General features: G+C 63.9%; 26 protein-coding genes. 12 read left to right on the forward strand and 14 right to left on the reverse strand.

Annotation, left to right across the window (positions count from 1 at the left end; genetic code table 11):
* Window positions 1-64: 64 nt before the first annotated feature.
* The 4 genes from MesoLj_RS05425 to MesoLj_RS05440 all read left to right on the forward strand — a co-directional run bounded on the left by MesoLj_RS05425 (window position 65) and on the right by MesoLj_RS05440 (window position 5,029).
* On the forward strand, window positions 65-769 hold the full coding sequence (locus MesoLj_RS05425; protein ID WP_202325341.1) for an ABC transporter ATP-binding protein: 705 nt from the start codon (window positions 65-67) through the stop codon (window positions 767-769).
* Window positions 769-3,318 (forward strand): ABC transporter permease, encoded by a 2,550-nt coding sequence (locus tag MesoLj_RS05430; RefSeq protein WP_202325342.1) that lies wholly within the window; start codon window positions 769-771, stop codon window positions 3,316-3,318. Before MesoLj_RS05425 ends, MesoLj_RS05430 begins: the two co-directional genes overlap by 1 nt.
* Window positions 3,319-3,570: 252 nt before the next feature.
* On the forward strand, window positions 3,571-4,344 hold the full coding sequence (locus MesoLj_RS05435) for a Bax inhibitor-1/YccA family protein (protein WP_202325343.1): 774 nt from the start codon (window positions 3,571-3,573) through the stop codon (window positions 4,342-4,344).
* A 118-nt stretch (window positions 4,345-4,462) separates the two neighbouring features.
* A complete protein-coding gene (locus MesoLj_RS05440) occupies window positions 4,463-5,029 on the forward strand; it encodes a GNAT family N-acetyltransferase (protein ID WP_202325344.1) in 567 nt (188 codons plus the stop codon).
* 170 nt (window positions 5,030-5,199) lie between these two features.
* Here the strand turns inward: MesoLj_RS05440 and MesoLj_RS05445 are convergent, their stop codons facing one another.
* The 3 genes from MesoLj_RS05445 to MesoLj_RS05455 all read right to left on the reverse strand — a co-directional run bounded on the left by MesoLj_RS05445 (window position 5,200) and on the right by MesoLj_RS05455 (window position 7,313).
* Window positions 5,200-5,586 carry a DUF2794 domain-containing protein gene (locus tag MesoLj_RS05445; RefSeq protein WP_202325345.1) on the reverse strand — a complete coding sequence of 129 codons (387 nt, stop codon included), beginning with the start codon at window positions 5,584-5,586 and terminating at the stop codon, window positions 5,200-5,202.
* Window positions 5,587-5,919: 333 nt separating this feature from the next.
* Window positions 5,920-6,363 (reverse strand): endonuclease domain-containing protein, encoded by a 444-nt coding sequence (locus tag MesoLj_RS05450; protein WP_202325346.1) that lies wholly within the window; start codon window positions 6,361-6,363, stop codon window positions 5,920-5,922.
* A 164-nt stretch (window positions 6,364-6,527) separates the two neighbouring features.
* Window positions 6,528-7,313, reverse strand: a complete 786-nt coding sequence (locus MesoLj_RS05455) for a DUF1223 domain-containing protein (RefSeq protein ID WP_140776109.1) — start codon at window positions 7,311-7,313, stop codon at window positions 6,528-6,530.
* A gap of 179 nt (window positions 7,314-7,492) precedes the next feature.
* Here MesoLj_RS05455 and MesoLj_RS05460 point away from each other — a divergent pair, with 179 nt between their 5' ends.
* Window positions 7,493-8,167 (forward strand): ceramidase domain-containing protein, encoded by a 675-nt coding sequence (locus tag MesoLj_RS05460; RefSeq protein WP_202325347.1) that lies wholly within the window; start codon window positions 7,493-7,495, stop codon window positions 8,165-8,167.
* Between the two features lie 77 nt (window positions 8,168-8,244).
* On the opposite strand, the gene acnA is transcribed toward MesoLj_RS05460, so the two are convergent.
* Entirely contained in the window at window positions 8,245-10,935 is a 2,691-nt protein-coding gene (gene acnA / locus MesoLj_RS05465; RefSeq protein WP_140776107.1) for an aconitate hydratase AcnA, read from the reverse strand.
* Window positions 10,936-11,220: 285 nt separating this feature from the next.
* On the opposite strand from acnA, the gene ccmA reads away from it, so the two are divergent.
* From ccmA to MesoLj_RS05485, 4 genes are all read left to right on the forward strand, one after another.
* Window positions 11,221-11,847: a heme ABC exporter ATP-binding protein CcmA gene (ccmA, locus tag MesoLj_RS05470; protein ID WP_202327177.1), complete on the forward strand. Its 627-nt coding sequence runs from the start codon at window positions 11,221-11,223 to the stop codon at window positions 11,845-11,847.
* Window position 11,848: 1 nt separating this feature from the next.
* Window positions 11,849-12,514 (forward strand): heme exporter protein CcmB, encoded by a 666-nt coding sequence (gene ccmB / locus MesoLj_RS05475; protein ID WP_056574562.1) that lies wholly within the window; start codon window positions 11,849-11,851, stop codon window positions 12,512-12,514.
* 118 nt (window positions 12,515-12,632) lie between these two features.
* Window positions 12,633-12,800: a heme exporter protein CcmD gene (gene ccmD / locus MesoLj_RS05480; RefSeq protein WP_056574565.1), complete on the forward strand. Its 168-nt coding sequence runs from the start codon at window positions 12,633-12,635 to the stop codon at window positions 12,798-12,800.
* Entirely contained in the window at window positions 12,797-13,375 is a 579-nt protein-coding gene (locus MesoLj_RS05485; RefSeq protein ID WP_202325348.1) for a DsbE family thiol:disulfide interchange protein, read from the forward strand. Before ccmD ends, MesoLj_RS05485 begins: the two co-directional genes overlap by 4 nt.
* Window positions 13,376-13,609: 234 nt before the next feature.
* Here MesoLj_RS05485 and MesoLj_RS05490 read toward each other — a convergent pair whose 3' ends face one another.
* Window positions 13,610-13,774 (reverse strand): hypothetical protein, encoded by a 165-nt coding sequence (locus tag MesoLj_RS05490; RefSeq protein WP_140776102.1) that lies wholly within the window; start codon window positions 13,772-13,774, stop codon window positions 13,610-13,612.
* A gap of 296 nt (window positions 13,775-14,070) precedes the next feature.
* Between MesoLj_RS05490 and MesoLj_RS05495 the strand changes: the two genes are divergently transcribed.
* Both MesoLj_RS05495 and MesoLj_RS05500 read left to right on the forward strand, forming a co-directional pair.
* Window positions 14,071-14,991 carry an SMP-30/gluconolactonase/LRE family protein gene (locus MesoLj_RS05495; RefSeq protein WP_140776101.1) on the forward strand — a complete coding sequence of 307 codons (921 nt, stop codon included), beginning with the start codon at window positions 14,071-14,073 and terminating at the stop codon, window positions 14,989-14,991.
* 162 nt (window positions 14,992-15,153) lie between these two features.
* Window positions 15,154-15,360 (forward strand): tautomerase family protein, encoded by a 207-nt coding sequence (locus MesoLj_RS05500; protein ID WP_013892236.1) that lies wholly within the window; start codon window positions 15,154-15,156, stop codon window positions 15,358-15,360.
* Between the two features lie 199 nt (window positions 15,361-15,559).
* On the opposite strand, the gene MesoLj_RS05505 is transcribed toward MesoLj_RS05500, so the two are convergent.
* The 9 genes from MesoLj_RS05505 to MesoLj_RS05545 form a co-directional block, all read right to left on the reverse strand.
* A complete protein-coding gene (locus MesoLj_RS05505; protein WP_202325349.1) occupies window positions 15,560-16,090 on the reverse strand; it encodes an NADPH-dependent FMN reductase in 531 nt (176 codons plus the stop codon).
* A 39-nt stretch (window positions 16,091-16,129) separates the two neighbouring features.
* Window positions 16,130-16,750, reverse strand: a complete 621-nt coding sequence (locus tag MesoLj_RS05510; RefSeq protein ID WP_140776099.1) for a pyridoxamine 5'-phosphate oxidase family protein — start codon at window positions 16,748-16,750, stop codon at window positions 16,130-16,132.
* A gap of 98 nt (window positions 16,751-16,848) precedes the next feature.
* Window positions 16,849-17,523, reverse strand: a complete 675-nt coding sequence (locus MesoLj_RS05515) for a septation protein A (protein ID WP_140776098.1) — start codon at window positions 17,521-17,523, stop codon at window positions 16,849-16,851.
* A gap of 45 nt (window positions 17,524-17,568) precedes the next feature.
* Entirely contained in the window at window positions 17,569-18,960 is a 1,392-nt protein-coding gene (ftsY, locus tag MesoLj_RS05520) for a signal recognition particle-docking protein FtsY (RefSeq protein WP_446720324.1), read from the reverse strand.
* A 555-nt stretch (window positions 18,961-19,515) separates the two neighbouring features.
* On the reverse strand, window positions 19,516-20,856 hold the full coding sequence (gene mtaB, locus MesoLj_RS05525; RefSeq protein ID WP_202325350.1) for a tRNA (N(6)-L-threonylcarbamoyladenosine(37)-C(2))-methylthiotransferase MtaB: 1,341 nt from the start codon (window positions 20,854-20,856) through the stop codon (window positions 19,516-19,518).
* A complete protein-coding gene (gene dapF / locus MesoLj_RS05530) occupies window positions 20,856-21,740 on the reverse strand; it encodes a diaminopimelate epimerase (protein ID WP_202325351.1) in 885 nt (294 codons plus the stop codon). Before dapF ends, mtaB begins: the two co-directional genes overlap by 1 nt.
* 82 nt (window positions 21,741-21,822) lie before the next feature.
* Window positions 21,823-21,984 carry a DUF1328 family protein gene (locus tag MesoLj_RS05535; protein ID WP_032932257.1) on the reverse strand — a complete coding sequence of 54 codons (162 nt, stop codon included), beginning with the start codon at window positions 21,982-21,984 and terminating at the stop codon, window positions 21,823-21,825.
* Window positions 21,985-22,186: 202 nt separating this feature from the next.
* Complete coding sequence (locus MesoLj_RS05540; protein ID WP_202325352.1) at window positions 22,187-22,753, reverse strand: hypothetical protein; 567 nt, start codon at window positions 22,751-22,753, stop codon at window positions 22,187-22,189.
* A 69-nt stretch (window positions 22,754-22,822) separates the two neighbouring features.
* Complete coding sequence (locus MesoLj_RS05545) at window positions 22,823-23,827, reverse strand: MBL fold metallo-hydrolase (RefSeq protein WP_202325353.1); 1,005 nt, start codon at window positions 23,825-23,827, stop codon at window positions 22,823-22,825.
* 262 nt (window positions 23,828-24,089) lie between these two features.
* On the opposite strand from MesoLj_RS05545, the gene MesoLj_RS05550 reads away from it, so the two are divergent.
* A complete protein-coding gene (locus tag MesoLj_RS05550; protein WP_202325354.1) occupies window positions 24,090-24,629 on the forward strand; it encodes a protease inhibitor Inh/omp19 family protein in 540 nt (179 codons plus the stop codon).
* Window positions 24,630-24,635 lie beyond the last annotated feature (6 nt).

The raw sequence follows: 24,635 nt of genomic DNA on the forward strand, positions 1-24,635 counted from the left end.
GAATTCTTCCGGCGACGGCTTCCGGCAAGCAGAGCCATCATCACTGATATAGGACGCTTTCATTTTGACAGAAGCCGTCATCGCGCTGAAAGACGTATCCCTGACGCTCGGCGAGGGCGCGTCGTCAGTCCATGTGCTGAAGGGCGTCAGCCTCGAGGTGGCGCGCGGCGAGGCGACCGGCATCGTCGGTCCGTCGGGGTCTGGCAAGTCGACCTTGCTGATGGTGCTGGCGGGTTTGGAGAGGATCGATTCGGGTACGGTACGAATCGCCGGCGAGTTGCTCAATGGCAAAAGTGAGGATCAGATCGCTTCGTTTCGCGGCCGAAACATTGGCATTGTCTTTCAGTCCTTCCATCTCATCCCCAACATGACTGCGCTTGAGAATGTCGCGGTGCCGCTGGAGCTGGCCGGCCATGCCGATCCGTTTTCGGTGGCGGCGCGCGAGCTGGCGGCGGTGGGCCTCAGCGACCGCGTCACCCATTACCCCGGCGAACTCTCCGGCGGCGAACAGCAGCGCGTGGCGATCGCCCGGGCGCTGGCGCCCTCGCCGCGCATTCTCATCGCCGACGAGCCGACCGGCAATCTCGACCAGGCGACGGGGCGGCAGGTCGCCGACCTGCTGTTCGCCAAGGCGGCCGAGCGCGGCATGACGCTGGTGCTGGTTACCCATGATCCCGTGCTCGCGGCACGCTGCGCGCGCCAGGTGTCGATGCGCTCCGGCCGTATCGAGGCGCCGACCCCGCCGACCCCATTGAAGGTCACCGCCTGATGCCGCTGGCACGGACGCTGAAGCTCGCCGTCCGCTTTTCGTTGCGCGAGATGCGCGGCGGCCTGTCCGGCTTCCTGATCTTTCTCGCCTGCATCGCGCTCGGCGTCGCGGCGATCGGCGGCGTCAATTCGGTTGCCCGTTCGATCAGTGCCGGCGTCGCCAATCAGGGCCAGACGCTGCTTGGCGGCGATCTTCGCTTCCAGGTCAACCAGCGCGATGCCAGCCAGGCCGAACATGGCTTCCTCGACGGGCTGGGCGTTGTTTCGCGCACCGCCAGCATGCGCTCGATGGCGCGTCTGGCAGACGGCTCCGACCAGGCGCTGGTCGAGGCCAAGGCGGTCGACGATGCCTATCCGCTCTATGGCGCGCTGGAGACGGAGCCGGCGCTGACAAAGCAGGAATTGTTCGGCGAGGAATTCGGCGTCTTTGGCGCGGCGGCGCCCGATCTTCTGTTCGAACGGCTGCATCTCAAGCTCGGCGACCGGCTGAAGCTCGGCACCGCCACCTTCGAATTGCGCGCCAGGCTGGTCACCGAGCCGGATGCCGTGTCCGACGGTTTCGGCTTCGCGCCAAGGCTGATGATCTCGACCGAAGGCCTGGCCGCGACCGGGCTGGTCCAACCGGGCAGCCTGGTCGAAAACGCCTACAAGATCCGGCTGCCCGCCGATGCCGACGAGGCGCGGCTCAAGGCCATACAGGATCAGGCGGCCAGGGATTTTCCGGAAGCTGGCTGGTCGATCCGCACGCGCGGCAACGCCGCCCCGGCCCTGTCGTCCAACATCGAGCGCTTCTCGCAGTTCCTGACGCTGGTCGGGCTGACGGCGCTGGTGGTCGGCGGCGTCGGCGTCGCCAATGCGGTGCGCGCCTATCTCGACGGCAAGCGCGGCGTCATCGCCACCTTCAAGAGTCTCGGGGCTTCTGGCGGTTTTGTCTTCACCGTCTATCTCGTGCAAATCCTGATCATAGCGGCTCTCGGTATCGCCGCTGGTCTGGTGCTCGGCGCGCTGATGCCTTTTGCCGCAAGTGCCGCGCTTCAATCCGTCATTCCGGTGCCGGCGCAAGGCGGCTTCTACCCCGGCGCGCTCGGCATGGCGGCGCTGTTCGGGCTGCTGGTGACGCTGGCCTTCGCGCTGCTGCCGCTCGGACGCGCCCGCGACGTGCCGGCGACAGCGCTGTTTCGGGAGATGGGCCTGGAAGGCCGCGGCTTTCCGCGACTTGTCTATATTGCGTCGGCCATCGGCATCGCGTTGCTGCTGGCGGTTCTGGCCATCCTCTTTTCCGGCGACCAGCGCATCGCCTCGATCTTCGTCGGCGCCACCATCTTTTCCTTCCTGGTGCTGCGTCTGGTCGGAGCGTTGGTGCAATGGGTGGCAAGGAAGAGCCCGCGCGTGCGCTCCGTGGCGCTCCGTCTCGCCGTCGGCAACATCCATCGACCAGGCGCCTTGACGCCATCGGTGGTGCTGTCGCTGGGGCTCGGGCTGACGCTGCTGGTGACGTTGGCGCTGATCGACGGCAATCTGCGGCAGCAGATCTCCGGCAGCCTGCCGGAGCGGGCGCCGAACTTCTTCTTCGTCGACATCCAGAGCAGCGATGTCGATGCGTTCTCGGCCCTGGTCGGCAAGGAGGCGCCGCAAGGGACATTGGTCAAGGTGCCGATGCTGCGCGGCCGGGTGATGGCGCTCAATGGCGTCGCCGTCGACAAGGTCAAAGTGCCGGCCGAGGGGGCCTGGGTGCTGAAAGGCGATCGCGGCCTGACCTATGACGCCGAACAGCCGGAAAACGCGACGCTGACCGAGGGCGAATGGTGGCCGGACAATTATGCCGGCGAGCCGCTGGTCTCCTTCTCGGCGCAGGAAGGCAAGGAGATCGGGCTGAAGCTCGGCGACACCGTCACCGTCAATGTGCTCGGCCGCAACGTGACGGCCAGGATCGCCAATTTCCGCCAGGTCGAGTGGGAGACGATGGGCATCAATTTCGTCATGGTGTTCTCGCCCAACACATTCGCGGGCGCGCCGCATGGCTGGATGGCGACGCTGACTGAAAAGAGTGCCTCGACGGCCGACGATGCCCGTATCCTCAATGCCGTTACCCGCGCCTTCCCGGCGGTAACGACGGTGCGCGTCAAGGACGCGCTCGATGTCGTCAACCGGCTGATCGGCCAGCTCGGCACCGCGATCCGGGCCGCGGCCGGGGTGGCGCTGATCGCTTCGGTGCTGGTGCTGGCAGGCGCGCTTGCCGCCGGCAACCGGGCCCGCATCCACGACGCCGTGGTGCTGAAGACGCTCGGCGCGACCAGGAGGACGCTGATAACGGCGTTCTCCCTGGAGTACATGCTGATCGGATTGGCCACGGCCATCTTCGCGCTGGCCGCCGGCGGCATCGCGGCCTGGTACATCGTCGCCCGCATCATGACGCTGCCATCGCATTTCATGCCGGAGGTGGCCGTGGCAACCATCGTCTTTGCGCTGGTCATCACGGTCGGCATCGGTCTTGCCGGCACCTGGCGGGTGCTCGGCCACAAGGCGGCGCCGGTGCTGCGCGACCTCTGATCCCTCCCTAATCCTTGGCGGGACTCTGGGGCGGAGCGAGCCCTCCGCAATTAAATCTTGGTAAGGATGCCGGCCTGGAAGCCCGGAGAATCGGTATTTCGGCCTCTCACGAACCGTTACATCCGGTTACGGTCTTGTTCTTGACGCGAATAACCATCATATTTCGCCACAGGCATGCTGGAGCCCCGCCAGCGGCGCCTGGGCCCGCAAGAGGCCCGACACCGGACGGGGCAGAAGCAATAGAGGATTCCAATGGCTGATCCCATTCGCAATTATCAGACGTCGGCGGTGCCCGGCGTCCGCGCCGACATCGATCAGGGCCTGCGCGCTTATATGATCAAGGTCTACAATCTGATGGGGCTTGGCCTCCTCATCACCGGCCTTGCCGCCGTCGGCACGATCATGCTGGCCACCACCACCGATCCGGCCTCGGCTGTCGCAACGCTGCCGAGCGGCGAGATGCTGACGTCCTTCGGCTATGCGATCTTCGGGTCGCCGCTGCGCTGGGTGGTGATGCTGGCGCCGCTGGCCGCCGTGTTCTTCCTGTCGTTCAGGATTCAGTCGATGAGCATCGCTGCCGCGCAGACCACGTTCTGGGTCTATGCCGGTCTCGTCGGCCTGTCGCTGTCGTCGATCTTCCTGGTCTACACCACGGCCAGCATTTCGCAGACCTTCTTTGCCACGGCCGCCGCCTTCGGCGCGCTGTCGCTGTACGGCTACACGACCAAGCGCGACCTGACGGCGATGGGCTCGTTCCTGATCATGGGCGTGTTCGGCATCATCATCGCGTCGGTGATCAACATCTTCCTGCAGTCGTCGGCGCTGTCCTTCGCCGTGTCGGCGATCGGCGTCCTGGTCTTCGCCGGCCTGACCGCCTACGACACGCAGAAGATCAAGGAGATGTATTTCGAGGGCGATGTTTCCGATGTCGCCGGCCGCAAGGCCATCATGGGCGCGCTGAGGCTCTATCTCGATTTCATCAACCTGTTCATGTTCCTGCTCCAGTTCATGGGCGACCGCCGCTAAGGCACGCTTCATGGTCTGACTGGACCATCGGGTTTGGAAAGGGCGGCCCAACGGCCGCCCTTTTCTTTTGTGCTGGCGTTTGCTGTTATCGGAAGCAGATAGAAGGCCTGCATAAAGAATGTGCACTATCGTGATACGGCCGGCGACTTCTGCCGACCTCGACACCATCACCGAAATTTATGCCGACGCGGTGACGCATGGCACGGCGAGCTATGAGCTGGAGCCGCCAGGTCGCGCCGAGATGGGCACGCGATTCGCCACGCTCACGGCCGGCGGCTTCCCGTATCTGGTGGCGGAAAAGGACGGGGCCGTGCTTGGCTATGCCTATGCCGGTGCCTTCCGGCCGCGCCCGGCCTACCGCTTCATCGTCGAGGATTCGGTCTATGTCGCGCCGGAGGCCAAGGGCCAGGGTGTCGGCCTCATGCTGATGCGCAGCCTGATCGCGGCGACCGAGGCGGCGGGCTTCCGCCAGATCGTCGCGGTGATCGGCGACGGCCATCCAGGCAGCGCCTCGGTCAAGCTGCATGAAAAGCTCGGCTTCCGCCACTCAGGCCGGCTCGAAGGCTCCGGCTACAAGCACGGACGCTGGCTGGACACGGTGTTCATGCAACTGTCCCTGAATGGTGGCGCGTCGTTGCCGCCCGATCCGGCCTCGCTGCCTGAGCGGAAGTTCCGCGGCGCTTGAGAGGAATTGAGGAACTGAGGAACTGAGGAACTGAGGAACTGAGGAACTGAAGAAGAAGGCGGGTTCTTCAGACGTCGAGCCTTTTCTTAAATTCCTCAGTTCCTCAGTTCCTCAGTTCCCCAGTTCCCCAGTTCCTTAGTTCTTCAGTTCCTCAATTCCAATTGTCCCGCTCAAGCTCCCACAACCCTGAGCTTGCTATCGAAGACGCCGAGCACGCGGCCGAGTTCTTGCCCGCGCTTGAGGATGCGGCCGCCGGCGGCGATAACGGCGAAGGCGCCCTGTTTGCGGGCCAGTTTCGGATCCTTGACGATCTGGAACAGCGGCACTTCGCTGGCCCGGCGGAAGACGGAAAACACGGCCCTGTCGGTGAGATGATCGATGGCATAGTCGCGCCATTCATTGGCGGCGACCATGCGTCCGTAGAGCCTGAGGATCTGGTCCAGTTCACGCCGGTCGAAGCGCACAGGCTGGTCGAGGCGCTCATGTCGCGCCTCATGCAGCGGGATCAATATTGCGGATGCGTCACCATCCCCCGTCCCGCCGCTGTCGTCGCTCATGCCTCGATCCTTCAAAATGAATCTTTGCCAACCAAAGTTGGCCCCTTCGCGCTGCAATTGCAAGAGCCGGCGAAGCGGTGCGGCGGCGCGCCATTTCTGCCACGTCCAGTCACTTTTGTAACGCAGCCTGTTGGAATTGGTGATGCTTCGCCACATTTCTGCCTTTTTTTATCCGCGCTCATGCCCCAATGTCCGACGAATTTACCCGTGTTGCCTGAGACGGTTCGGTCCGGCACCGGCTCGTAAACCCCAAGCCCCCCGCCCACGGGTCAGCGTCGGATCGAACCAACCTCGGTTTTTCCTTGGAAAAATCAGGTGCGACGATCCCAAAACCTAAATGACCGGCGTCAGAAGCAAGCTGACGTCGGTTTTTTGTTGGCCTTTTCCTTCTCCCCCTGTGGGAGAAGGTGCATCGGCGCGCAGCGCCGAGACGGATGAGGGGTGTTCCAGCTTGACGCCGGCGTTCGACCGCCACGGTTGCAGGTTGAGATCCTGTACGCAGGCAATGATGGTGTCGCAAACGCCGTTCAAATCCTTCAGCACGTCGTCGTTCCAAAAGCGCAACACACAAAAGCCTCTCGCTTTCAGTTCCGCACTACGTGTGTTGTCGTAAGATGATTCAGCGTGTTGGCTTCCATCAATCTCGACAATCAGTCCTGCCTCGACGCAGACAAAATCGGCAATGTACTTTCCGACCGGCATCTGGCGCCGGAATTTCATCCCGTCGAGCCAGCGGCCACACAGCTCTTGCCAAAGCCTGTCTTCCGCTTCCGTCATGTCGCGCCGAAGGGAGCGAGCGAAGCGACGTTTTGGCTGGTGGAACTGGCTGATGCGGCATTGCGCAAGATTAGTTCGACGTTACGATCCGTCCAGCACCCCTCATCCGTCTCGGCGCTATCGCGCCGATCCACCTTCTCCCACAAGGGGAGAAGGAAGAGGCGTTACGGCTTGTGGATGAAGGCGGCGCCGAGGATGGGGCCTGGCATGCCGTCCTTGCCGACCGACTGCAAAAGGACGGCGCAGCCGCCCTTCTTGGTGATCTCGCTCAACGGCAGTTCATAGCGCTGCGCCTTGCCGTGCCACATGCCGGCGGTCTGGATGCTGGTGACGGCGTTCCAATAGGTCATCTTGCGGCCGGAGTTCTCGCCCTGGGCGATCTTGACCGTCTGCGGCGGCTCGAAATAGACGATCACGACATGGGCATCGTTGGGTCCGGTGCCGGCGTCGCCGGCATCGATGATCACGCGGTCGCTGGTACGGCTGATCTTGATTGGCACATGCATGCCTTCGCCGGATTTCGCCATGCGGGCGAGCGCGCCGTTGACCTCGCCACGATTGGCGCCGTTGACATGCACGCGGCCATTGAGGACGGCCTGCGGCGTATAGACCGAGCGGCTGCCGAAGGCGCGCATATAGTCATTCTGCCGCTCGGTGTTTTCCTTGCGGCTCAGCGTGTCCTTCCAGCCGAGATAGTCCCAATAATCGACATGGTAGGAGAGCGCGACAATATCTTCCCTGGCGGCGAGTTCGGCGAAAAACGCGTCGGCCGGCGGACAGGAACTGCAGCCCTGGCTGGTGAACAGTTCGACCACGCCGAGCGGCTTGTCGGGCTGGGCTCTCTCGGCCTGGATTCTTTCGGCTTCGCCGGCATGGCCGGCATCGGCAAAAGCCGAGAAGGCCAGCGCAAACGCTGCCAGCCACAGTGATCTTCGCCAGGCCATGACCATTCCAATTCCCGCCGGTGGCGCCGGCTTTGTTCTGATTGGTTGAAATATGTGGCAGAAGCGGAAGTCAACGGGAAGTCACGTTGCGGTGAAATTTTTGCCATTGCAACCGAAGGTAAGGGCGCAATAGGAGAGACACTGCATTTCACGACGTGGTTCGATTCGGGGATGGCATCATCACCATGTGGCAAACTCTCCTGACCCCTGTCGATCTCTATTGCGAGCGGACCGGACCTGGACTTTGGGCCGAGCCGACGAATGCTTTGACTAACCTTGCTTTCATTATCGCGGGACTATGGGGTGTGCGGGAAGTACGCCGATTGAAAACCGGGACCTTCGCCGAAGTGCTGGCCTGGTGGGTGGTGGCGATCGGCATCGGCTCGACGATCTTCCATACCTTCGCCACCAAGGGCACGGTCTGGGTCGACGTGCTGCCGATCGCCGGCTTCACGCTGGCGTACACGCTGTTCAACCTGCGCCGCTTCCTCGGGATGGAATGGGGCAAGGCGATCGCGGTCTTCGTCGTCTTCTATGCGGTGGCCGGGGCCATAAGTTTCGCCGTGCCGGATTGGCTGCGCCAGGCGTCAAACGGCACGACGGGCTACCTGCCGCCGTTCCTGGCGCTCGCCTTTTTCGGTGTCTGGGTAACGGTGAGCGGCAACCGGGCCGGCTGGTACAATCTGACCGGGTCGGCGATCTTCGTGGTGTCCGTCATCTTCCGCATGATCGACCCGATGGTCTGCGCCGGCTTTCCGCTCGGCACGCATTTCCTGTGGCACATCTTCAACGGGCTGATGCTGGGCGTGCTGCTGGCCGCCGCGGCGCGGTATGGGGCGCCGAAGGGCAGTAGGCAGTAGGCAGTAGGCAGTAGGCAGTAGGCAGTAGGTGTTCCTTCCCTACTGCCTATTACCTAAGCCCTACTCCCTGGCTGCTGCTAAGCAGCCAAATCCCGCAGCACGTACTGCAAAATGCCGCCGTTCTTGAAGTAGTCGAGTTCATCCAGCGTATCGATGCGACAGATGATCGGCACGTTCTTCACCGAGCCGTCGCCATAGGTGATCTTGGCGGTCATCGTCTGGCGCGGCTTGATGGCGCTCAGGCCGTCGATCTCGACCAGTTCGTCGCCCTTGAGGTTGAGCGAGGCCCACGAGGTGCCTTCCTCGAAGACGAAGGGGATGACGCCCATGCCGACCAGGTTCGAGCGGTGGATACGCTCGAAGGACTGGGCGATGACGGCGCGGACACCGAGCAGGTTGGTGCCCTTGGCCGCCCAGTCGCGCGACGAGCCGTTGCCGTATTCGACACCGGCGAAGATGACCAGCGGCACGCCTTCCTTCTTGTATTCCATCGCCGCGTCGTAGATCGATTCCTCTTCCTTCGACGGGTAGTGGATGGTGTAGCCGCCCTCGCGTCCGTTCTCGCCCAGCATGTGGTTGCGGATGCGGATGTTGGCGAAGGTGCCGCGCATCATCACCTCATGATTGCCGCGCCGCGTGCCGTACTGGTTGAAGTCGGCGACGCCGACGCCATGGTCGGTGAGGTACTTGCCGGCCGGCGAGGCGGCCTTGATCGAACCCGCCGGCGAGATGTGGTCGGTGGTGATCTTGTCGCCGAACAGGCCGAGCACGCGGGCGCCCTTGATGTCGCCGATTTTGCCGAAACCGGCGGTCATGCCGGCGAAATAGGGCGGGTTCTGCACATAGGTCGAGTTGTCGTCCCAGGCATAGGTCTGGCCTTCCGGCGCCTTGACGTTCTGCCAGTACTCGTCGCCCTTGAAGACGTCGGCATATTTGCGGGCGAACAGCTCGCGGGTGACGTTCTTCTCGATGAACTCCTGGATCTCTGCCGAGCTTGGCCAGATGTCCTTGAGGTAGACCGGATTGCCGTTCTTGTCCTCGCCGAGCGGCTCGGTGGTGAGGTCCTTTGTCACGGTTCCAGCCAGCGCGTGCGCCACGACCAGCGGGGGCGAGGCGAGGTAGTTTGCCTGGACGTCGGGCGAGACGCGGCCTTCGAAGTTGCGGTTGCCTGAGAGCACCGCGGCGGCAATCAAACCCTTATCGTTGATGGTCTTGGAGATCGGCGCCGGCAGCGGGCCGGAATTGCCGATGCAGGTGGTGCAGCCGAAGCCGACCAGGTTGAAGCCGATCTGGTCGAGCTCCTTCTGCAGGCCGGATTTCTCCAGATATTCGGCGACCACCTGGCTGCCGGGGGCGAGCGAGGTCTTCACCCAGGGCTTCTGCTTGAGGCCGAGCCGGTTGGCGTTGCGGGCGAGCAAGCCCGCGCCGATCAGAACGCTCGGATTCGAGGTGTTGGTGCACGACGTGATGGCTGCAATGACGACGTCGCCATGGCCGAGGTCATGGTCGGTGCCTTCGACGGCGTAGCGCTTGGAGATTTCCGCCGCTTTCTTGTATTCGGTCTCCATCGCCTTGGCGAAGCCGTCCGGAATGCCTTCCAGCGCGACACGGCCCTCGGGACGCTTGGGGCCGGCCATTGACGGCACGACGCTGCTCAGCTCGAGTTCGAGCAGGTCGGTGAAGACCGGGTCGGCCGAGCCCGCCTCGCGCCACATGCCTTGCGCCTTGGAATAGGCTTCGACCAGCGCGATGCGGCTTTCCTCGCGGCCCGACATCGTCAGGTAGCGGATGGTCTCCGAATCGACCGGGAAGAAGCCGCAGGTGGCGCCATATTCGGGCGCCATGTTGCCGATGGTGGCGCGGTCGGCCAGCGTCATGTTGGAGAGGCCCGGGCCGAAGAATTCGACGAACTTGCCGACGACGCCCTTCTTGCGCAGCATCTGGGTGACGGTCAGCACCAGGTCGGTGGCGGTGACACCTTCCTTCAGCTTGCCGGTGAGGCGGAAGCCGATCACCTCGGGCAGAAGCATGGAGACGGGCTGGCCGAGCATGGCCGCCTCGGCCTCGATGCCGCCGACGCCCCAGCCGAGCACGCCAAGGCCGTTGATCATGGTGGTGTGCGAATCAGTGCCCACGCAGGTGTCGGGATAGGCCGTGGTTTCGCCATCCTCGGTGTTGGTCCACACGACCTGGCCGAGATATTCGAGGTTGACCTGGTGGCAGATGCCGGTGCCGGGCGGCACGACGCGGAAGTTGCGGAATGCCTGTTGGCCCCATTTCAGGAACTTGTAGCGTTCCTCGTTGCGCTCGTATTCGAGCTCGACGTTGCGGGCGAAGGCCATCGGTGTGCCGAACTCGTCGACGATGACGGAGTGGTCGATGACGAGGTCGACCGGCACCAGCGGGTTGATCTTCTGAGGATCGCCGCCGAGAGAAGCCATGGCGTCGCGCATCGCGGCAAGGTCGACCACGGCCGGAACGCCGGTGAAATCCTGCATCAGCACGCGGGCCGGGCGATAGGCGATCTCGACGCCGGCGGTGCCCTTGTCGGTCAGCCAGCCGGCGACCGCCTGGATCGATTCCTTGGTGACGGAGCGGCCGTCCTCATTGCGCAGCAGGTTTTCCAGCAGCACCTTCATCGAATAGGGCAGCTGGGCGATGCCGGTGAGGCCGTTCTTCTCGGCCTCGACGAGGTCGAAATAGACATATTCGGTACCGCCCGCGGTCAGGGTGCGGCGGCAATTGAAACTATCGAGGGATTTTGACACGTGCGATCCGTCCTTGTCTGTTCAGCCTGAAAGGGAACGGACGCCGATGGCATGCAATCACGCGCAAAGGTGCGGGTACGGCCATTTCCGCTGTCCGTTCCCAAGCAACCCGAGCCGTTCAAGGCGGCGCGTGCGCTGGTTCGGCGCAAATTCTGTTCCCGCGCCGACCGCTGGCACGGATGCACCGCATATAGAGAATTTTCTGGAATAGTTCTAGACAGTTGGAGAGCAAATTTGTGCGATGCGGCAGCGCTCGCGAAACATTGTTTTCAGGGCAGGCGGGGAATGCGGCTTATCGCCGAAAATCTGGGCGGCGAACGCGGCGGCGAGGCGGTGTTTTCCGGCATTGGCTTCGACCTCGGGGATGGCCAGGCGCTGGTCGTCACCGGACCGAATGGATCAGGCAAATCAACTTTGCTCAGGATCATCGCCGGGCTGCTGCCGAAGGCGGAAGGTCGACTGCTGATCGAAGACGGCGGCGATGACTTTCCCTCGATTGCCTCAGCCTGTCACTATCTGGGTCACCAGAATGCGATGAAGACCGCGCTGAGCGTCACGGAAAATTTGCGCTTCTGGGGTGACTTCAACGGCGATGGAGATGTCGGGGTCGAAGAGGCGCTGGAAACGGTCGGGCTTGGTGGCATCGGGCATCTGCCGTTCGGCTATCTGTCGACCGGGCAAAGGCGCCGCGCGGCGATCGCGAAACTCCTGGTCAGTCACCGGCCATTGTGGCTGCTCGATGAGCCGACGGCGGGGCTGGACAAGGCCTCGGAGGAGCGATTCGCGGGGCTGATGACGAGGCATTGCCGGTCTGGTGGGATGATCGTCGCGGCGACGCATCTGCCGCTGGGGATCGAGGGGGCGAAGGAATTGGCGATGGGGCATTCACCCTCCCCACAAGGGGGAGGGTGAAGTGCTAGCCCTCTTCCTGCGCGATATCCGCCTCAACATCCGCGCCGGCGGCGGTGCGCTGACCGGCGTCATCTTCTTCCTCGCCGTCATCGCCACCATCCCCTTCGGTGTCGGGCCGGACCTGAAGCTGCTCGCCCGCATCGGTCCGGCGATCCTGTGGATCGGGGCTCTGCTCGCCTGCCTGCTCGGGCTTGACCGGCTGTTCCAGGCCGACCGCGAGGACGGCTCGCTCGATCTCCTGGTGCTCGGCAACGACCGGCACATGCTGGCGCTGACCGTGCTGGTGAAGTGCCTCGCGCATTGGGCGGGCAGCGTGCTGCCGCTGGTCATCGCCGCGCCCTTGCTCGGCCTGTTCATGAACATGGAGCCGCTCGCCATCGGCGCCACGGCGCTCACGCTTCTGGTCGGCACGCCGGCCATTACCTTCATCGGCGCGGCAGGTGCGGCCGTCGCGGTGGCGCTGCCGCGCGGTGGACTTCTGATCTCCGTGCTGGTGCTGCCGCTGACCATACCGGTGCTGATCTTCGGCGTTTCAGCGAGCTATGGCGCGACGGCAAATCCCGATCCGTTCCTGCAGCCCTTCCTCATTCTTGCCGCGCTGACCTTGTTTCTTGCCGTACTGGGGCCGGTCTCGGCGGCGCTCGCCTTGCGGCATGGAACGGATTGATGTCGCCGACAGGCCCGAAGGCCGCGACGCGGCGTCCGATTGCGAAGCCGATGGCGCAAAGCTAAGGGAAGGTCATGATCGGGTACGGTGAAATGATAGCGGGAGGGGGGCGAGGCGCATGAGTGCACACGCGCTCTACGTCACCGCGGCCTATGGCATCACCGCCATTGTGCTGGCCGGGCTGATCGTCTGGATCCTGCTCGACCAGCGGGCCCGCAAGCGCGAACTCGCCGAACTCGAAGCAGCCGGCGTGCGGCGCCGTTCCGACAAGGTGGCCAAGCCATGAGCAGCGAAACCGAAACGCCGACGCGCGGTCGACGCCTGTTCGTGCTGTTGCCGCTGCTGGTCTTCCTCGGCCTTGCCGGCCTGTTCCTGTCGCAGCTGCTTTCCGGACGCGATGTCTCGGAAGTGCCGTCGGCGCTCATCGGCCTGCCGGCGCCGCCGACAAACCTGCCGGCGCTGGAGGGCTCAAACCTGCCGGGGCTGGATTCGAAAGCGTTCGCCGGCAAGGTGACGCTGGTCAACGTGTTTGCGTCATGGTGCGCGCCGTGCCGGGAAGAGCACCCGGTGCTTCTGGCGCTGTCGCAGGACAAGCGATTCGTGATGGCGGCGCTGAACTACAAGGACCAGCCGGAAAACGCCCGCCGGTTCCTCGGCGACCTCGGCAACCCGTTCCAGGCGATCGGCGTCGACGAAGCCGGCCGCGCGGCGATCGACTGGGGCGTCTATGGCGTGCCGGAAACCTTCGTCATCGGCAAGGACGGCAAGATCGCCTACAAGCATGTCGGCCCGCTGACGGCGGAGTCGGCCCGGGATCTGCTGTTGCCTCAGATCGAGAAGGCATTAGCCGTACCGAACTGACGGCGATCTCTCGCCTTCGTCATCCTAGGGCGAAGCAAGGAGCGACGCGACGCGGCGCAGACCCTGGGACCCATGCCGGGACGTTGGTGACAGGCAAGGCGAACCAGGATTGGGGACTGTTCGCGGCGGATAGAACTGCTATTCCGAGCCGCTACGTTCCTCGCCGGCGTCGCGGCATGGATCCTCGGGTCAAGCCCGAGGATGACGAACGCGCGAGGGCCGATCAGACAGAGATCAGCCGTAGATCTGCTTGTGGATCTGGTAGAGCATTTCCGAGCGATCGGCGCGCATGTCGGCCAGATCGCGGCTCGAGAAGCTGTCGATTTCGGCGACGAGGCGGTTGTAGTGCTTGCGCTTGGCGATGCTGCTGCGAGCGCGGTTCATGAGATCGTTGAACATAGCAAGGGTTCCTTTCGTGCCGCGTTTGTTGCGGCCGGTTGTTCCTCCCTTGATCGATACGGAGCATGACATAGGAATGGTGCATTGCAAAAAGAAGATGTTGCAATGCACCATTGCACGCAGCGCATAGCCGGTTAATCGAGTCCTAAGGTGCGTCGCGGCCGCACGGTCGTGGGCCGGCCGAGCCGCATGGCAGCTTCCTCTCCGTTTTGTCATACAAATTGCGAAGGCGCCGTCTTGCCAGATCGATCGCAGGCTGGCTTGATCTGCCGTCACGTGATGCCGGGAGGAAATGCATGGCGGCCGCAGACTATTATGAAGTTCTCGATCCGCGCTTCGCGCGCCTGTTCAATGGCAGCGCGCAGGTGGAGAAGCTGTTCACCGGATGCCGCTGGGCGGAGGGGCCAGCCTGGTTCGCAGCCGGCCGCTATGTCGTCTGGTCCGACATTCCGAACAACCGCATGCTGCGCTTCGACGAGACGGACGGCAGCGTCAGCGTCTTCCGCCAGCCCTCGGGCAATTCCAATGGCAACACCGTCGACCGGCAGGGCCGGCTGGTCACTTGCGAGCACTCGGGCCGCCGCGTCAGCCGCACCGAGCATGACGGCTCGGTCACCACCATCGCCGCCAAATGGAAGGGCAAGCGGCTGAATTCGCCCAACGACGCGGTGGTGAAATCCGACGGCTCGATCTGGTTCACCGATCCGAGCTACGGCATCGACACCGACTATGAGGGCGACAAGGCCGAGAGCGAGATCGGCGCCTGCCACGTCTACCGGGTCGATCCCGATAGCGGGGAGGTCGAGGCCGTCATCACCGACATGGTCAGGCCCAACGGGCTTGCCTTCTCGCTTGACGAGAGCCTGCTCTACGTCGTCGATACCGGCCGCACGCATGGCGCAGAGAACCCGGCGCATATGCGGGTGTTCAATGTCGGCAAGCATGGCAAGAAGGTTTCGGGCGGCAAGGTCTTCGCCGACTGCACGGCCGGCCTGTTCGACGGCTTCCGGCTCGACGCCGACGGACGCATCTGGACCAGCGCCTTTGACGGCATCCATTGCTACGATCCGGACGGGACGCTGATCGGCAAGGTCAAGGTGCCCGAGGTGACCGCCAATTGCGTGTTCGGCGGCGCCAAGCTGAACTGCCTCTACATCGCGGGCACCACCTCGCTCTATTCGGTGCGGCTGATGGTGAACGGGGCCAAGACCTATTGAGGCTGCTGGACACTCTTCTTTGGCGGGTTTTGATGGCGCTCCTGCGCATAAAAGTGGCGCCCGCCGCGCCGAAGTTGCCGAAGCGGCCACCATTCAGTCCGTCGGAGAGGCTTTCAAGGCAGCTTCCTGCCGGAAAGCATAAAAACCCAAGGGGAGAGCGTCATGCCATTCGTCAACATCCGCATCGTCAAGGAAGTGATCGCCGCCGATCCGGCAGGCAAGAAGGCTGATATCGCCAAGAAGGTCACGGCGGCCATCATGGATGCCACCGGGCTCGGCAATGACGATGTCTGGGTGGTTTTCGAGGAGGTCAACGCCCGCGACTGGTACGTCGGCAAGACCGATGTCGAGACGCTGCGGAAGGGGTAGCTCTTCCCTTCTCCCCTTGTGGGAGAAGGTGGCCTCGCGAAGCGAGGTCGGATGAGGGGTGTTCCAGCTTGGCGGTACGTCAACAGCGAACCGAACCAGAAAACACCAACGCCTCACTCCGCTGGAACCCCTCATCCGTCTCGGCGCTGCGCGCCGATCCACCTTCTCCCACAAGGGGAGAAGGGAAAGGCTGTGCCGCTCAATGCGAGCGGATGAAATCCGCGAAACCCTGCACCGCATTGCGCATTGCCAGCACCTTTTCCGGCTCAGCCAAAATGGCCTCCATCTCCGCTGGCTTCTTGCCGAGCAGGGCGATCTCCAGCCCACCATCATGCATCGCGAACGACATGGTGCGCATGATCTCGGCCAGCGCCGCCCGGGCGAACAGCGAGCGGGGCGAGGCGTGGGCCAGCATGGCCGGCTTGGCGACGGCGGCGTCGCGCGAGACCAGCCAGTCGAGCGCGTTCTTCAGCCCGCCCGGCACACCATGGGCATATTCGGGACAGGAGACGATGAGGCCGTCGGCGCCGGTGACGGCGTCGATCAACCTGGAGGCTTCGGACGGCGTGCGCTCGCCCTCGTCGTCCGGATTGAAGATCGGCAGGCGGCCGAGCCCGTCATGGACGGTGACGCGGCAGCCAAGCGGCGCGTTGCGCGCCAGTGCCGCGAGCAAGGCCGAATTGGTGGAGGCGGCCCGCAGGCTGCCGGAGATGGCGAGGATGTTCGGCAAGGTGTGGAACCAGTCAGGACGAATCGTGTCCGAAAAAGCCTACCACATGGTCTGCTTGTAATCGTCGTCGAGCCAGCGGTCGGTGGCCTCGGCCGAGTCGGCCAGTGCTAGCTGGTCGCGCAGGATCTGGCCGAGTGTCGGCAGCGTGGCACGGTCGTACCAACTCTCCGGCTTCCACAGATCGGAGCGCATGAAGGCCTTGGCGCAATGCATGTAGGTGGCCTTGACGGCCACGACGATGACGCTTTGCGGCTCCTTGCCGTCGACGGCCAGGCGCTCGCGCAGATTGGCATCGACGGTGATGCGGGCATCGCCGTTGACGCGCAGCGTCTCATTCATGCCGGGGATGAGGAAGAGCAGTCCGACCGAGGGATTGCGCAGGATGTTCTCCAGCGTATCCAGCCGGTTGTTGCCTGGCCGGTCGGGAATGGCGATGGTGCGGTCGTCGAGAATGGCGGCGAAGCCTGGCTTGTCGCCCTTCGGCGTCACGTCGGCATTGCCGGCGCCGTCGGACGAGCCGATCAGCACGAAGGGGCTCTTGCCGATGAAGGAACGGCAATGGCCGTCGAGCGCCTTCAGCTCCTTGCGGATCGAGCCGTCAGTCGGGCGCGGCGTCTTGTAGATCGTCCGCAATTCCTCGCGCGTGGTGACGAATTCCATGGCTCTTCCCCCTCTTTTTTAGTTTGGCGCAATTCCCTAGGGAAACCGCTATGCGGTTTTCCCGGGGAAAACCGCTTCACACTTTTCCTGGAATTGCTCTACTTGCCTGCCTTTTCTTCCCCGCTCGCCTTGTCGTCCAGCGAATGGCGCAGGATCAGCGGCATCTGGCTGAAGGTGAACAAAAGCGTGATCGGCATGATGCCCCAGACCTTGAAGGTAACCCAGGCATCGGTTGAAAAATTGCGCCACACCACTTCGTTGACGACGGCCAGGAACAGGAAGAACAGGCCCCAGCGGAAGGTGAGTTTTTTCCAGCCTTCGGCATCCAGCTTGAAGGCTGAATCGAAGACATAGCCGAGCAGCGACCTGCCGAAGAACAGGCCGCCGAGCAGCACGCCGCCGAACAGTGTGTTAACGATGGTCGGCTTCATCTTGATGAAGATGTCGTCCTGCAGATAGAGCGTCAGCGCGCCGAAGATGAAGACGACGACGCCCGAAACCATCGGCATGATCGGCAAGGTGCGGGTCAGCAGCCAGGAGGCGATCAGCGCGATGGCCGTGGCGGCCATGAACAGGCCGGTGGCGACGAAGATCGGGCCACCGAATTCGCCCAGGACAGGGAATTTCTGCACCAGCCATTCGCCGCGCGCATTGGCGAAGAAGAAGACCAGCAGCGGCCCAAGCTCCAGCACCAGCTTGAGCAGGGGATTGACGCCTTCCTTCTTCTCTTTCTGCGGGTCGGACGGATCGCGTTCGAGAATGGGTGGGTTCATGATCTTCCTTCTTACGCACGATCCCGTTCAAAAGGGATCATGCCGTTACGCCACTCCAGCGATCGCCCTGGCGAATTCGCTTGCCGAGAAAGGCTCGAGGTCGTCGACCTGTTCGCCGACGCCGATGAAATAGACAGGCAATTTGTGCTTTGCCGCGATCGCCACCAGAATACCGCCGCGCGCCGTGCCGTCCAGCTTGGTCATCACCAGGCCGTTGACGCCGGCGATGTTGCGAAAGATCTCGACCTGGTTGAGGGCGTTCTGGCCGGTGGTGGCGTCGACCGTCTGCAGCACGGTGTGCGGCGCTTCCGGATCGAGCTTGCCCAGCACGCGCACGATCTTTTCCAATTCCGCCATCAGCTCGGTCTTGTTCTGCAGGCGGCCGGCGGTGTCGATGATCAGCACGTCGGAGCCGGCTTCCTTGGCCTTCTCGAAGGCATCGTAGGCAAGGCCCGCCGCATCGGCGCCGAGCTTGGAGGCGATGACAGGCGATTTCGTGCGCTCGCCCCAGATCTTCAGCTGCTCGATGGCGGCCGCGCGGAACGTATCGCCGGCCGCCAGCATTACCGACAGGCCGCCATCGGTCAGTTTTGCCGCGAGCTTGCCTATGGTGGTTGTCTTGCCGGTGCCGTTGACGCCGACCACCAGGATGACATGCGGCTTGTGCGAGAGGTCGAGCTCCAGTGGCCGGGCGACAGGGGTCAGCACCTTCTCCACCTCGGCGGCCATGACGGTGCGCACGTCCGTGTCGGAGACATCCTTGCCATAGCGGCTGGCGGCCAGCGCGTCGGTGATACGAAGTGCTGTCTCCATGCCGAGGTCGGCGCGGATCAGCACATCCTCCAGGTCCTGCAGCGTGTCCTCATCGAGCTTCCGTTTGGTGAAGACGCCGGCGATGTTGCCGGTGAGTTCGCGCGACGAACGGGCAAGCCCGTCCCGCATGCGCTGGAACCACGATCGCCTCGGCGCCGCCTCCGGCGCCTTCACCGGCTCGGCCTTCTGCTCGACCTTCTTGGCGACGGTCACCTTGCCGGGGGCGGGTTTCGGCTCGGGCGCTGGAGGTGGTGCGGCTGGCTGCAGTTCTGGCGCGATCTCAGCGATGACAGGCTGCACTTCAATCGGCGCGGGCTGGCGAATGGGGGGCGCGATCTCCGCCGATGGCGCGGGAATCGTAGGCGCGACCTCGGCGGCTGGCGCCACGTCATTCGCAGGCTGGCGCTGCCCCTCACCCTTACCCTCTCCCCGTGAACTACGGGGAGAGGGGGGCGTCAGCGTCGAGGCTTCTTCTTCGATGTCAGTAAGGGGGGCGCTGGCGTCAAGATCAGCGTTCTTCTTCCCGTCACTATACGGGGAGAAGGTGCCGGCAGGCGGATGAGGGGCGGCGCTGGCCTCAGAAGTTGGCTGCGCGGAAGGCGCCGCCGGGGGCGGCACCTCGATCGGCGCGGGCTGTTCGGTTGGAACCGCGGGCGCCGGAAGTTCGACCGGTGCTGGCTCCGGTCGCCGTTCCGGCGGTGGCGGTGCAATCTCCGGCTCGGCTGGCGCCGGACCAGGGACTTCTTGCGGCGCTTCGGGCGTTGGTTCCGGAACAGCGGGTGCGGCGGGAATTTCTTCAGGTGCCGGCGGCTCCGGGGTCTCTGGAGCGGGTGCCGGCTTTTCTTCGGGCGCGGGCTCCGGCAGTGGTTCCGGCTCGGCGGGAGCGGTCGGTGCCGGTGGAATGGTTGGAGCGGGTTCGGGTGCAGGCTCCTCAACCGGCGCCGGTTCCAGTGACGGAGCTACCTCCGGTTCGGATACACGCGCGACCTTCGCCTCAGGCTCCGGCGCGTCGCGCTTCAAGAACTCCGGAACGACCTGTTCGGCCGCAGGCTTCAGCGCATCGAGCTGGTCCCATTTGATCGGCGGCAGCGGGGCGGTCTCGTCGATCCGCTCCTCGACAACCTCTTTCTTGCCGAACGAAAATATCTTCTTGAAAAAACCAGCCATGCTTTGCGTTTCTCAGGCGGCGCGTGCGGCAAGCGGGGCTGCGATCAGCCGGATACCATCATGGCCAGTAATTGTCGCTTCGACGATCTCGCCCGGCGCGCCGGTGCCGAGCGCGGCAAGGGTAAATCCTTCGGTGCGGCCAAGGCCGTCACGCTCGATCAGGATCGATTGCCGGGTTCCGGGCAGCGAGGACAGATGGCGCCGATACGCGGCTTCGCCGGCGGCGCGCAGCCGGGCGGCGCGCTGCTTGACCATCTCGCGGCGCAGCTGCGGCATGCGCGCGGCGGGCGTGCCTTCGCGCGGGCTGAACGGGAAGACGTGAAGGTGGGTCAGGCCGCATTCCTCGACGATTTTTATCGAGTTCTCGAACATGGCGTCGGTCTCGGTCGGGAATCCGGCGATGATGTCGGCGCCGAAGACGATATCTTTGCGCAATTTGCGCACATCCTCGCAGAACCGGATCGACTGGTCGCGCAGATGGCGGCGTTTCATGCGCTTCAGGATCATGTCGTCGCCCGACTGCAGCGACAGATGCAGATGCGGCATCAGCCTGGGCTCGGTGGCGATGGCTTCGAGCAATTCGTCATCGGCCTCGATCGAATCGATCGAGGATAGCCGCAGGCGCTTCACGTCGGGCACCTGCCTGAGAATGGTCTTCACCAGTCTGCCAAGCCTCGGCGCGCCCGGCAGGTCGGCGCCGAAGCTGGTCATGTCGACACCGGTCAATACGATCTCGGCATAGCCGTTGCCGGCTAGCCGCTTGACCTGATCGACCACGGCGCCCATCGGCACCGAGCGCGAATTGCCGCGACCGTAAGGAATGATGCAGAAGGTGCAACGGTGGTCGCAGCCATTCTGCACCTGGACGAAGGCACGGGCGCGGCCCTCGATGGCATCGACCATATGGCCGGCGGTCTCACGCACGGAGAATATGTCGTTGACGCGGGCCTTCTCGGTGTCGTTGACGCCGAAATCCGGCAGTGCGCGATAGGAATGCGCCTTGAGCTTCTCTTCATTGCCAAGCACGAGATCGACCTCGTCCATGGCGGCGAATTTTTCCGGCTCGGTCTGCGCGGCGCAGCCGGTGACGATGATGCGCGCGCCAGGGTTGTCGCGGCGCGCCTTGCGGATCGCCTGTTTGGCCTGGCGCACCGCCTCGCCGGTGACGGCGCAGGTGTTGAAGATGACGGCGCCACCGTCCAGCGCGCCAAGACCGGCGCTCTCGGCCTCGCGCCGCATCACTTCGGATTCATAGGTGTTCAGCCGGCAGCCGAAGGTCACCACATCAATGCGGCTGGGGGCCTCGGAAAGGGAGCCGTCAACGTCATGGCTCCTGGACAGAGCAACCGACATCAGGCCGCGCTTTCGGTGTCACGGGCCCAGGTGCCGGTCGAGGGATCGAAGCTGCCGGAAAATTCCCATTCGGCCGCACCCGTCAGGATGACGTGGTCATCGTCGCGCCATTCGACATGCAGCGTGCCGCCGCCGGGGGTCAACAGGCTGACGCTGCGCCCGGTCCGCTTGGTGCGCGCCGCTGCCACCACGGCGGCGCAGGCCGCCGAGCCGCAGGCCTTGGTCAAGCCGGCGCCGCGCTCCCAGGTGCGGATGATCATGCTCTCGGGAGACGTGACCTGGGCGATGGTGATGTTGGCGCGCTCGGGGAAGATCGGGTGGTTTTCGAGCAGCGGGCCGAAGCGGTCGAGCTCGTAGGACCAGACGTCGCGGTCGACCCAGAAGATGGCATGCGGGTTGCCCATCGAGACGGCGGAAGGCGAATGCAGCACAGGCGCGTCGATCGGGCCGATCTGCAATTCGATCATGCGGGTGTCGCGGAATTCCTCGGCGAGCGGAATCTCCTGCCAGCCGAAACGCGGCATGCCCATGTCGACCGAGATCGTGCCGTCGGCATGCTCCCTGGCGTTGAGGATGCCGGCGCGGGTCTCGAAGGTGAAGGTTTTTTGGCCAGTCTCGGCGGCAAGCGCCTGGACGACGCAACGCATGCCGTTGCCGCAGGCCTGCGCACCGGTGCCATCCGAATTCAGGATGTCGACATAGTAGGCCGTGCCCGGTGTCTTGGCGTCATGGATCGCCATGATTTGGTCGAAACGGGTCGCGGCATCGGCGTTCAGCGCAAGGGCGGCCGCCGCCGTCACCCGGTCGGCACGGCCGCGCATATCGGCGACGATGATTTCGTTTCCGATGCCGTTCATCTTGGCGAAGGGGGCGGTGCCTGCCATTCTTCCGTCATTCCGTGTCCATTTGGCGCTATATGGCGGAAACGGGCGGGAATTACCAGTGCGCAGGCGCCTTCGAGGTCTCTTAGGTCACCGCGAAGATGCCGAGCACGACCAGCAGGAAGATGACGAGAACGATGCCGATGAGGATGCGCGCGCCGGTGGCGGCGGCTCCGGCCAGCGCCGGCATGCCGAGCAGGCTCGCCGCCGCGGCGATGATCAGGAGAATGATGATCCATTTGATCATGGGAATGCCTCGCAAACCGACAGATTTTGAAACCGCATGAAGAACGCGGCTGTCGTGCCTGGGTTCCCGCGGTTTGCGAGGCGATGTCAGTGCTAAAACCTAAAGCGCGTCGCGTTGAAGCGGATTCATGCGACGCGCTTTAGGTCTTTGTTTTTATGCATGTCGTTCCCCTAAAACCGGGATCACTTTTGGGCGACATGCATCAGCCCGCGATCTCGATATCGGTGCTGAAGGGTGCGGTCTTGGCCGAGTTCTGGTCATGCATGAGGAAATTGCATTTGTATTTCCCGGGCGGCAGTCCATCGAGGGACAGGTCGAGCTTGAAGAAGAGTTCGCGGTTGTGCGAGCGGGAAGCGACCTGAACGCTGCCGATTTTCTCGAACGTGCCCAGGGCTTCGCCAGAGTCTGAAAGCACGGTGAGGTCGACGGAAAGCGCGATCTGGCTGTTGCCGAGGCCGTCCGACCCGTAACCATAGCCGACCGGTTCCATATAGAGCACGACCTTCTCGCCGGGCTTGTAGATGTGATTGGCGCGCTCGCTGTAGATGCCGAAGCCGCTGGCCGTGTCGACCTGTTTGACATTCTGCACGGCGAGCGGCATCGCTTGCCACAAGGCTTCCTCGGCGCCGCGGAATTTCTCCAGCGCGCCGGCTCCGTCCCCTGCCTGCAATGCCTTTTCGGCGTCGGCGGCGCGATCGGCGATGTCTCCAGCATAGGCCGCCGAGGTGGAGATTGTGGCGGCAAGCAGGGCAGCCAGGATCGATTTCATAGGATGCGTCTCCGTTCTTTGAGATGGTGGGCGAAACCCTCGTGGGTAGACGTCAAACCCTGCCGGAGTTCAAGGCACTCTCCACACTTCACCAGGCCGCAGGGCTCGAAAGCGCTCCTGTGGGATGCCCTCGGCGTCAAGCGCTTCGGCAAGTTTGCGGACCGGCTCGTCCATCGGTTCGTCGGTGAGCTGGAAGGTGCCCCAGTGGCAGCCGGCGGCGAAGGCGGCATCGCACAGCTTCATGCCTTGCACCGCTTCCTCCGGGTTCTGGTGCTGCGGCGCCATGAACCAGCGCGGCTCGTAGGCGCCGATCGGCAGGATGGCGAAGCGGAAGCCGCCATGTTTCGCCGCCATCAGCCGGTAGTTGATGCCGTCGTGGAAGCCGGTGTCGCCGGCGAAATAGATTTTTCCGCCCGGCGTCTCGATGACGAAGCCGGCCCACAATGCCATGCGCCGGTCACGCGCGCCGCGCGCCGACCAGTGATGCGCCGGCTCGATGTGGACGAAAACGCCGTTACCGAGATCGACCCTGTCACCCCAGTCATATGCCGAAAGACGCATGCCGGGAACCGCCTCGCCGATGAGGACATCGTTGCCGAGCGGGGTGACCACCAGCGGATGATGGCCGGCCTTGAGCTGCTTCAGCGTGGCGAGGTCGAGATGGTCGTAGTGATTGTGGCTGACCAGGACGAGGTCGATCGGCGGCAAGTCGGGGAAGGCGATGCCCGGCGGATTGACGCGTCGTGGCCCGGCGAAGGAAAACGGCGAGGTGCGTTGCGACCAGACCGGATCGGTGAGGATGTTCAGCCCGGCGGTCTGGATCAGCAGGGTGGAGTGACCGACCATGGTCACCGTGAGTTCGGCACCCTCGACCTTCGCGGCTGGCCTTGCCTGCGAAAAGGGGCTCGGACTCGTCGCGGGCCATTTCGCGCGCTGGCCGTTGAACTGCCATTTCAGCAGATCCACGAAGCGGCCGGGCATCCGGCCGCCCGGATTGAAGAACAAGGTGCCATCGAAATGATCGCTGGGCGGACCGCTGTAATAGCGGTTGGCGGCTTTCTTTCTCGCGGCCAAGGTCTGCTCCAGCGTTTCGGCCCCTAGACATAGGTCCTGTGCCGATCGGTGCAAGCGCCGAATGGCGAAGGCGGAAGCTGGGATCGCGGAGGCCGAGCAGCAAGCCGCCCGGTCCATCCTGATTGCGATAAATTTGCAACAAATCTTGCTACAAACCCTATTTTAACCATATCGGGTTGAAATTTCGCCACCTTCTCCATCTTGGTGGAGGTGAGAGATTGCGCGGACGGCGTCCCCCCAGCCGGATCCGACGGAGGTTGGAATGAATTTTTCGAAAAGCGGCCTGGTGGCCGCATCGCTGGCGGCGCTCGTTGCGAGTGGCTGCTCAACCTCACGGTTCTCGTCGATGGACGACCAGCAGCCGGCGCCGCTGCAGCCGGCCCCGGCTGGCCAGGTGACCTCCAACCAGTTGCCGCCGCCGGCCTCGCCCGGCGCCACCGACCCGTCGCAGTTCCCGACCGCCCCGGCGAATACGCAGGTCGCATCCTTGCCGCCGGACGGCTCGGCACCCGCCGGTGCCTCGGATCTCAGCGCGGCAAGCGTCGCCGGCGTCTGGAACGCCAGCGTTTCCGGCCAGAGCTGCAAGATCGCGACGCCGCAGACCAAGTTCGGCGCCGGCTTCCGCGCCGGGCCGCTGCACTGCCCGGCGCCGATCGATGGCATCAAGTCGTGGAATGTCGCCGGCAAGCAGCTGACGCTTTATGACGAGAATGGCGGTTCGCTGGCGCGGCTCTATTCCTCGGGTGGCTCGAAATTCGACGGTCAGACTTCCAGCGGGCAGCCGATTTCGCTTACAAGGTAAGCTGGA

The organism is Mesorhizobium sp. 113-3-9, assembly GCF_016756515.1.
Classification (GTDB): domain Bacteria; phylum Pseudomonadota; class Alphaproteobacteria; order Rhizobiales; family Rhizobiaceae; genus Mesorhizobium.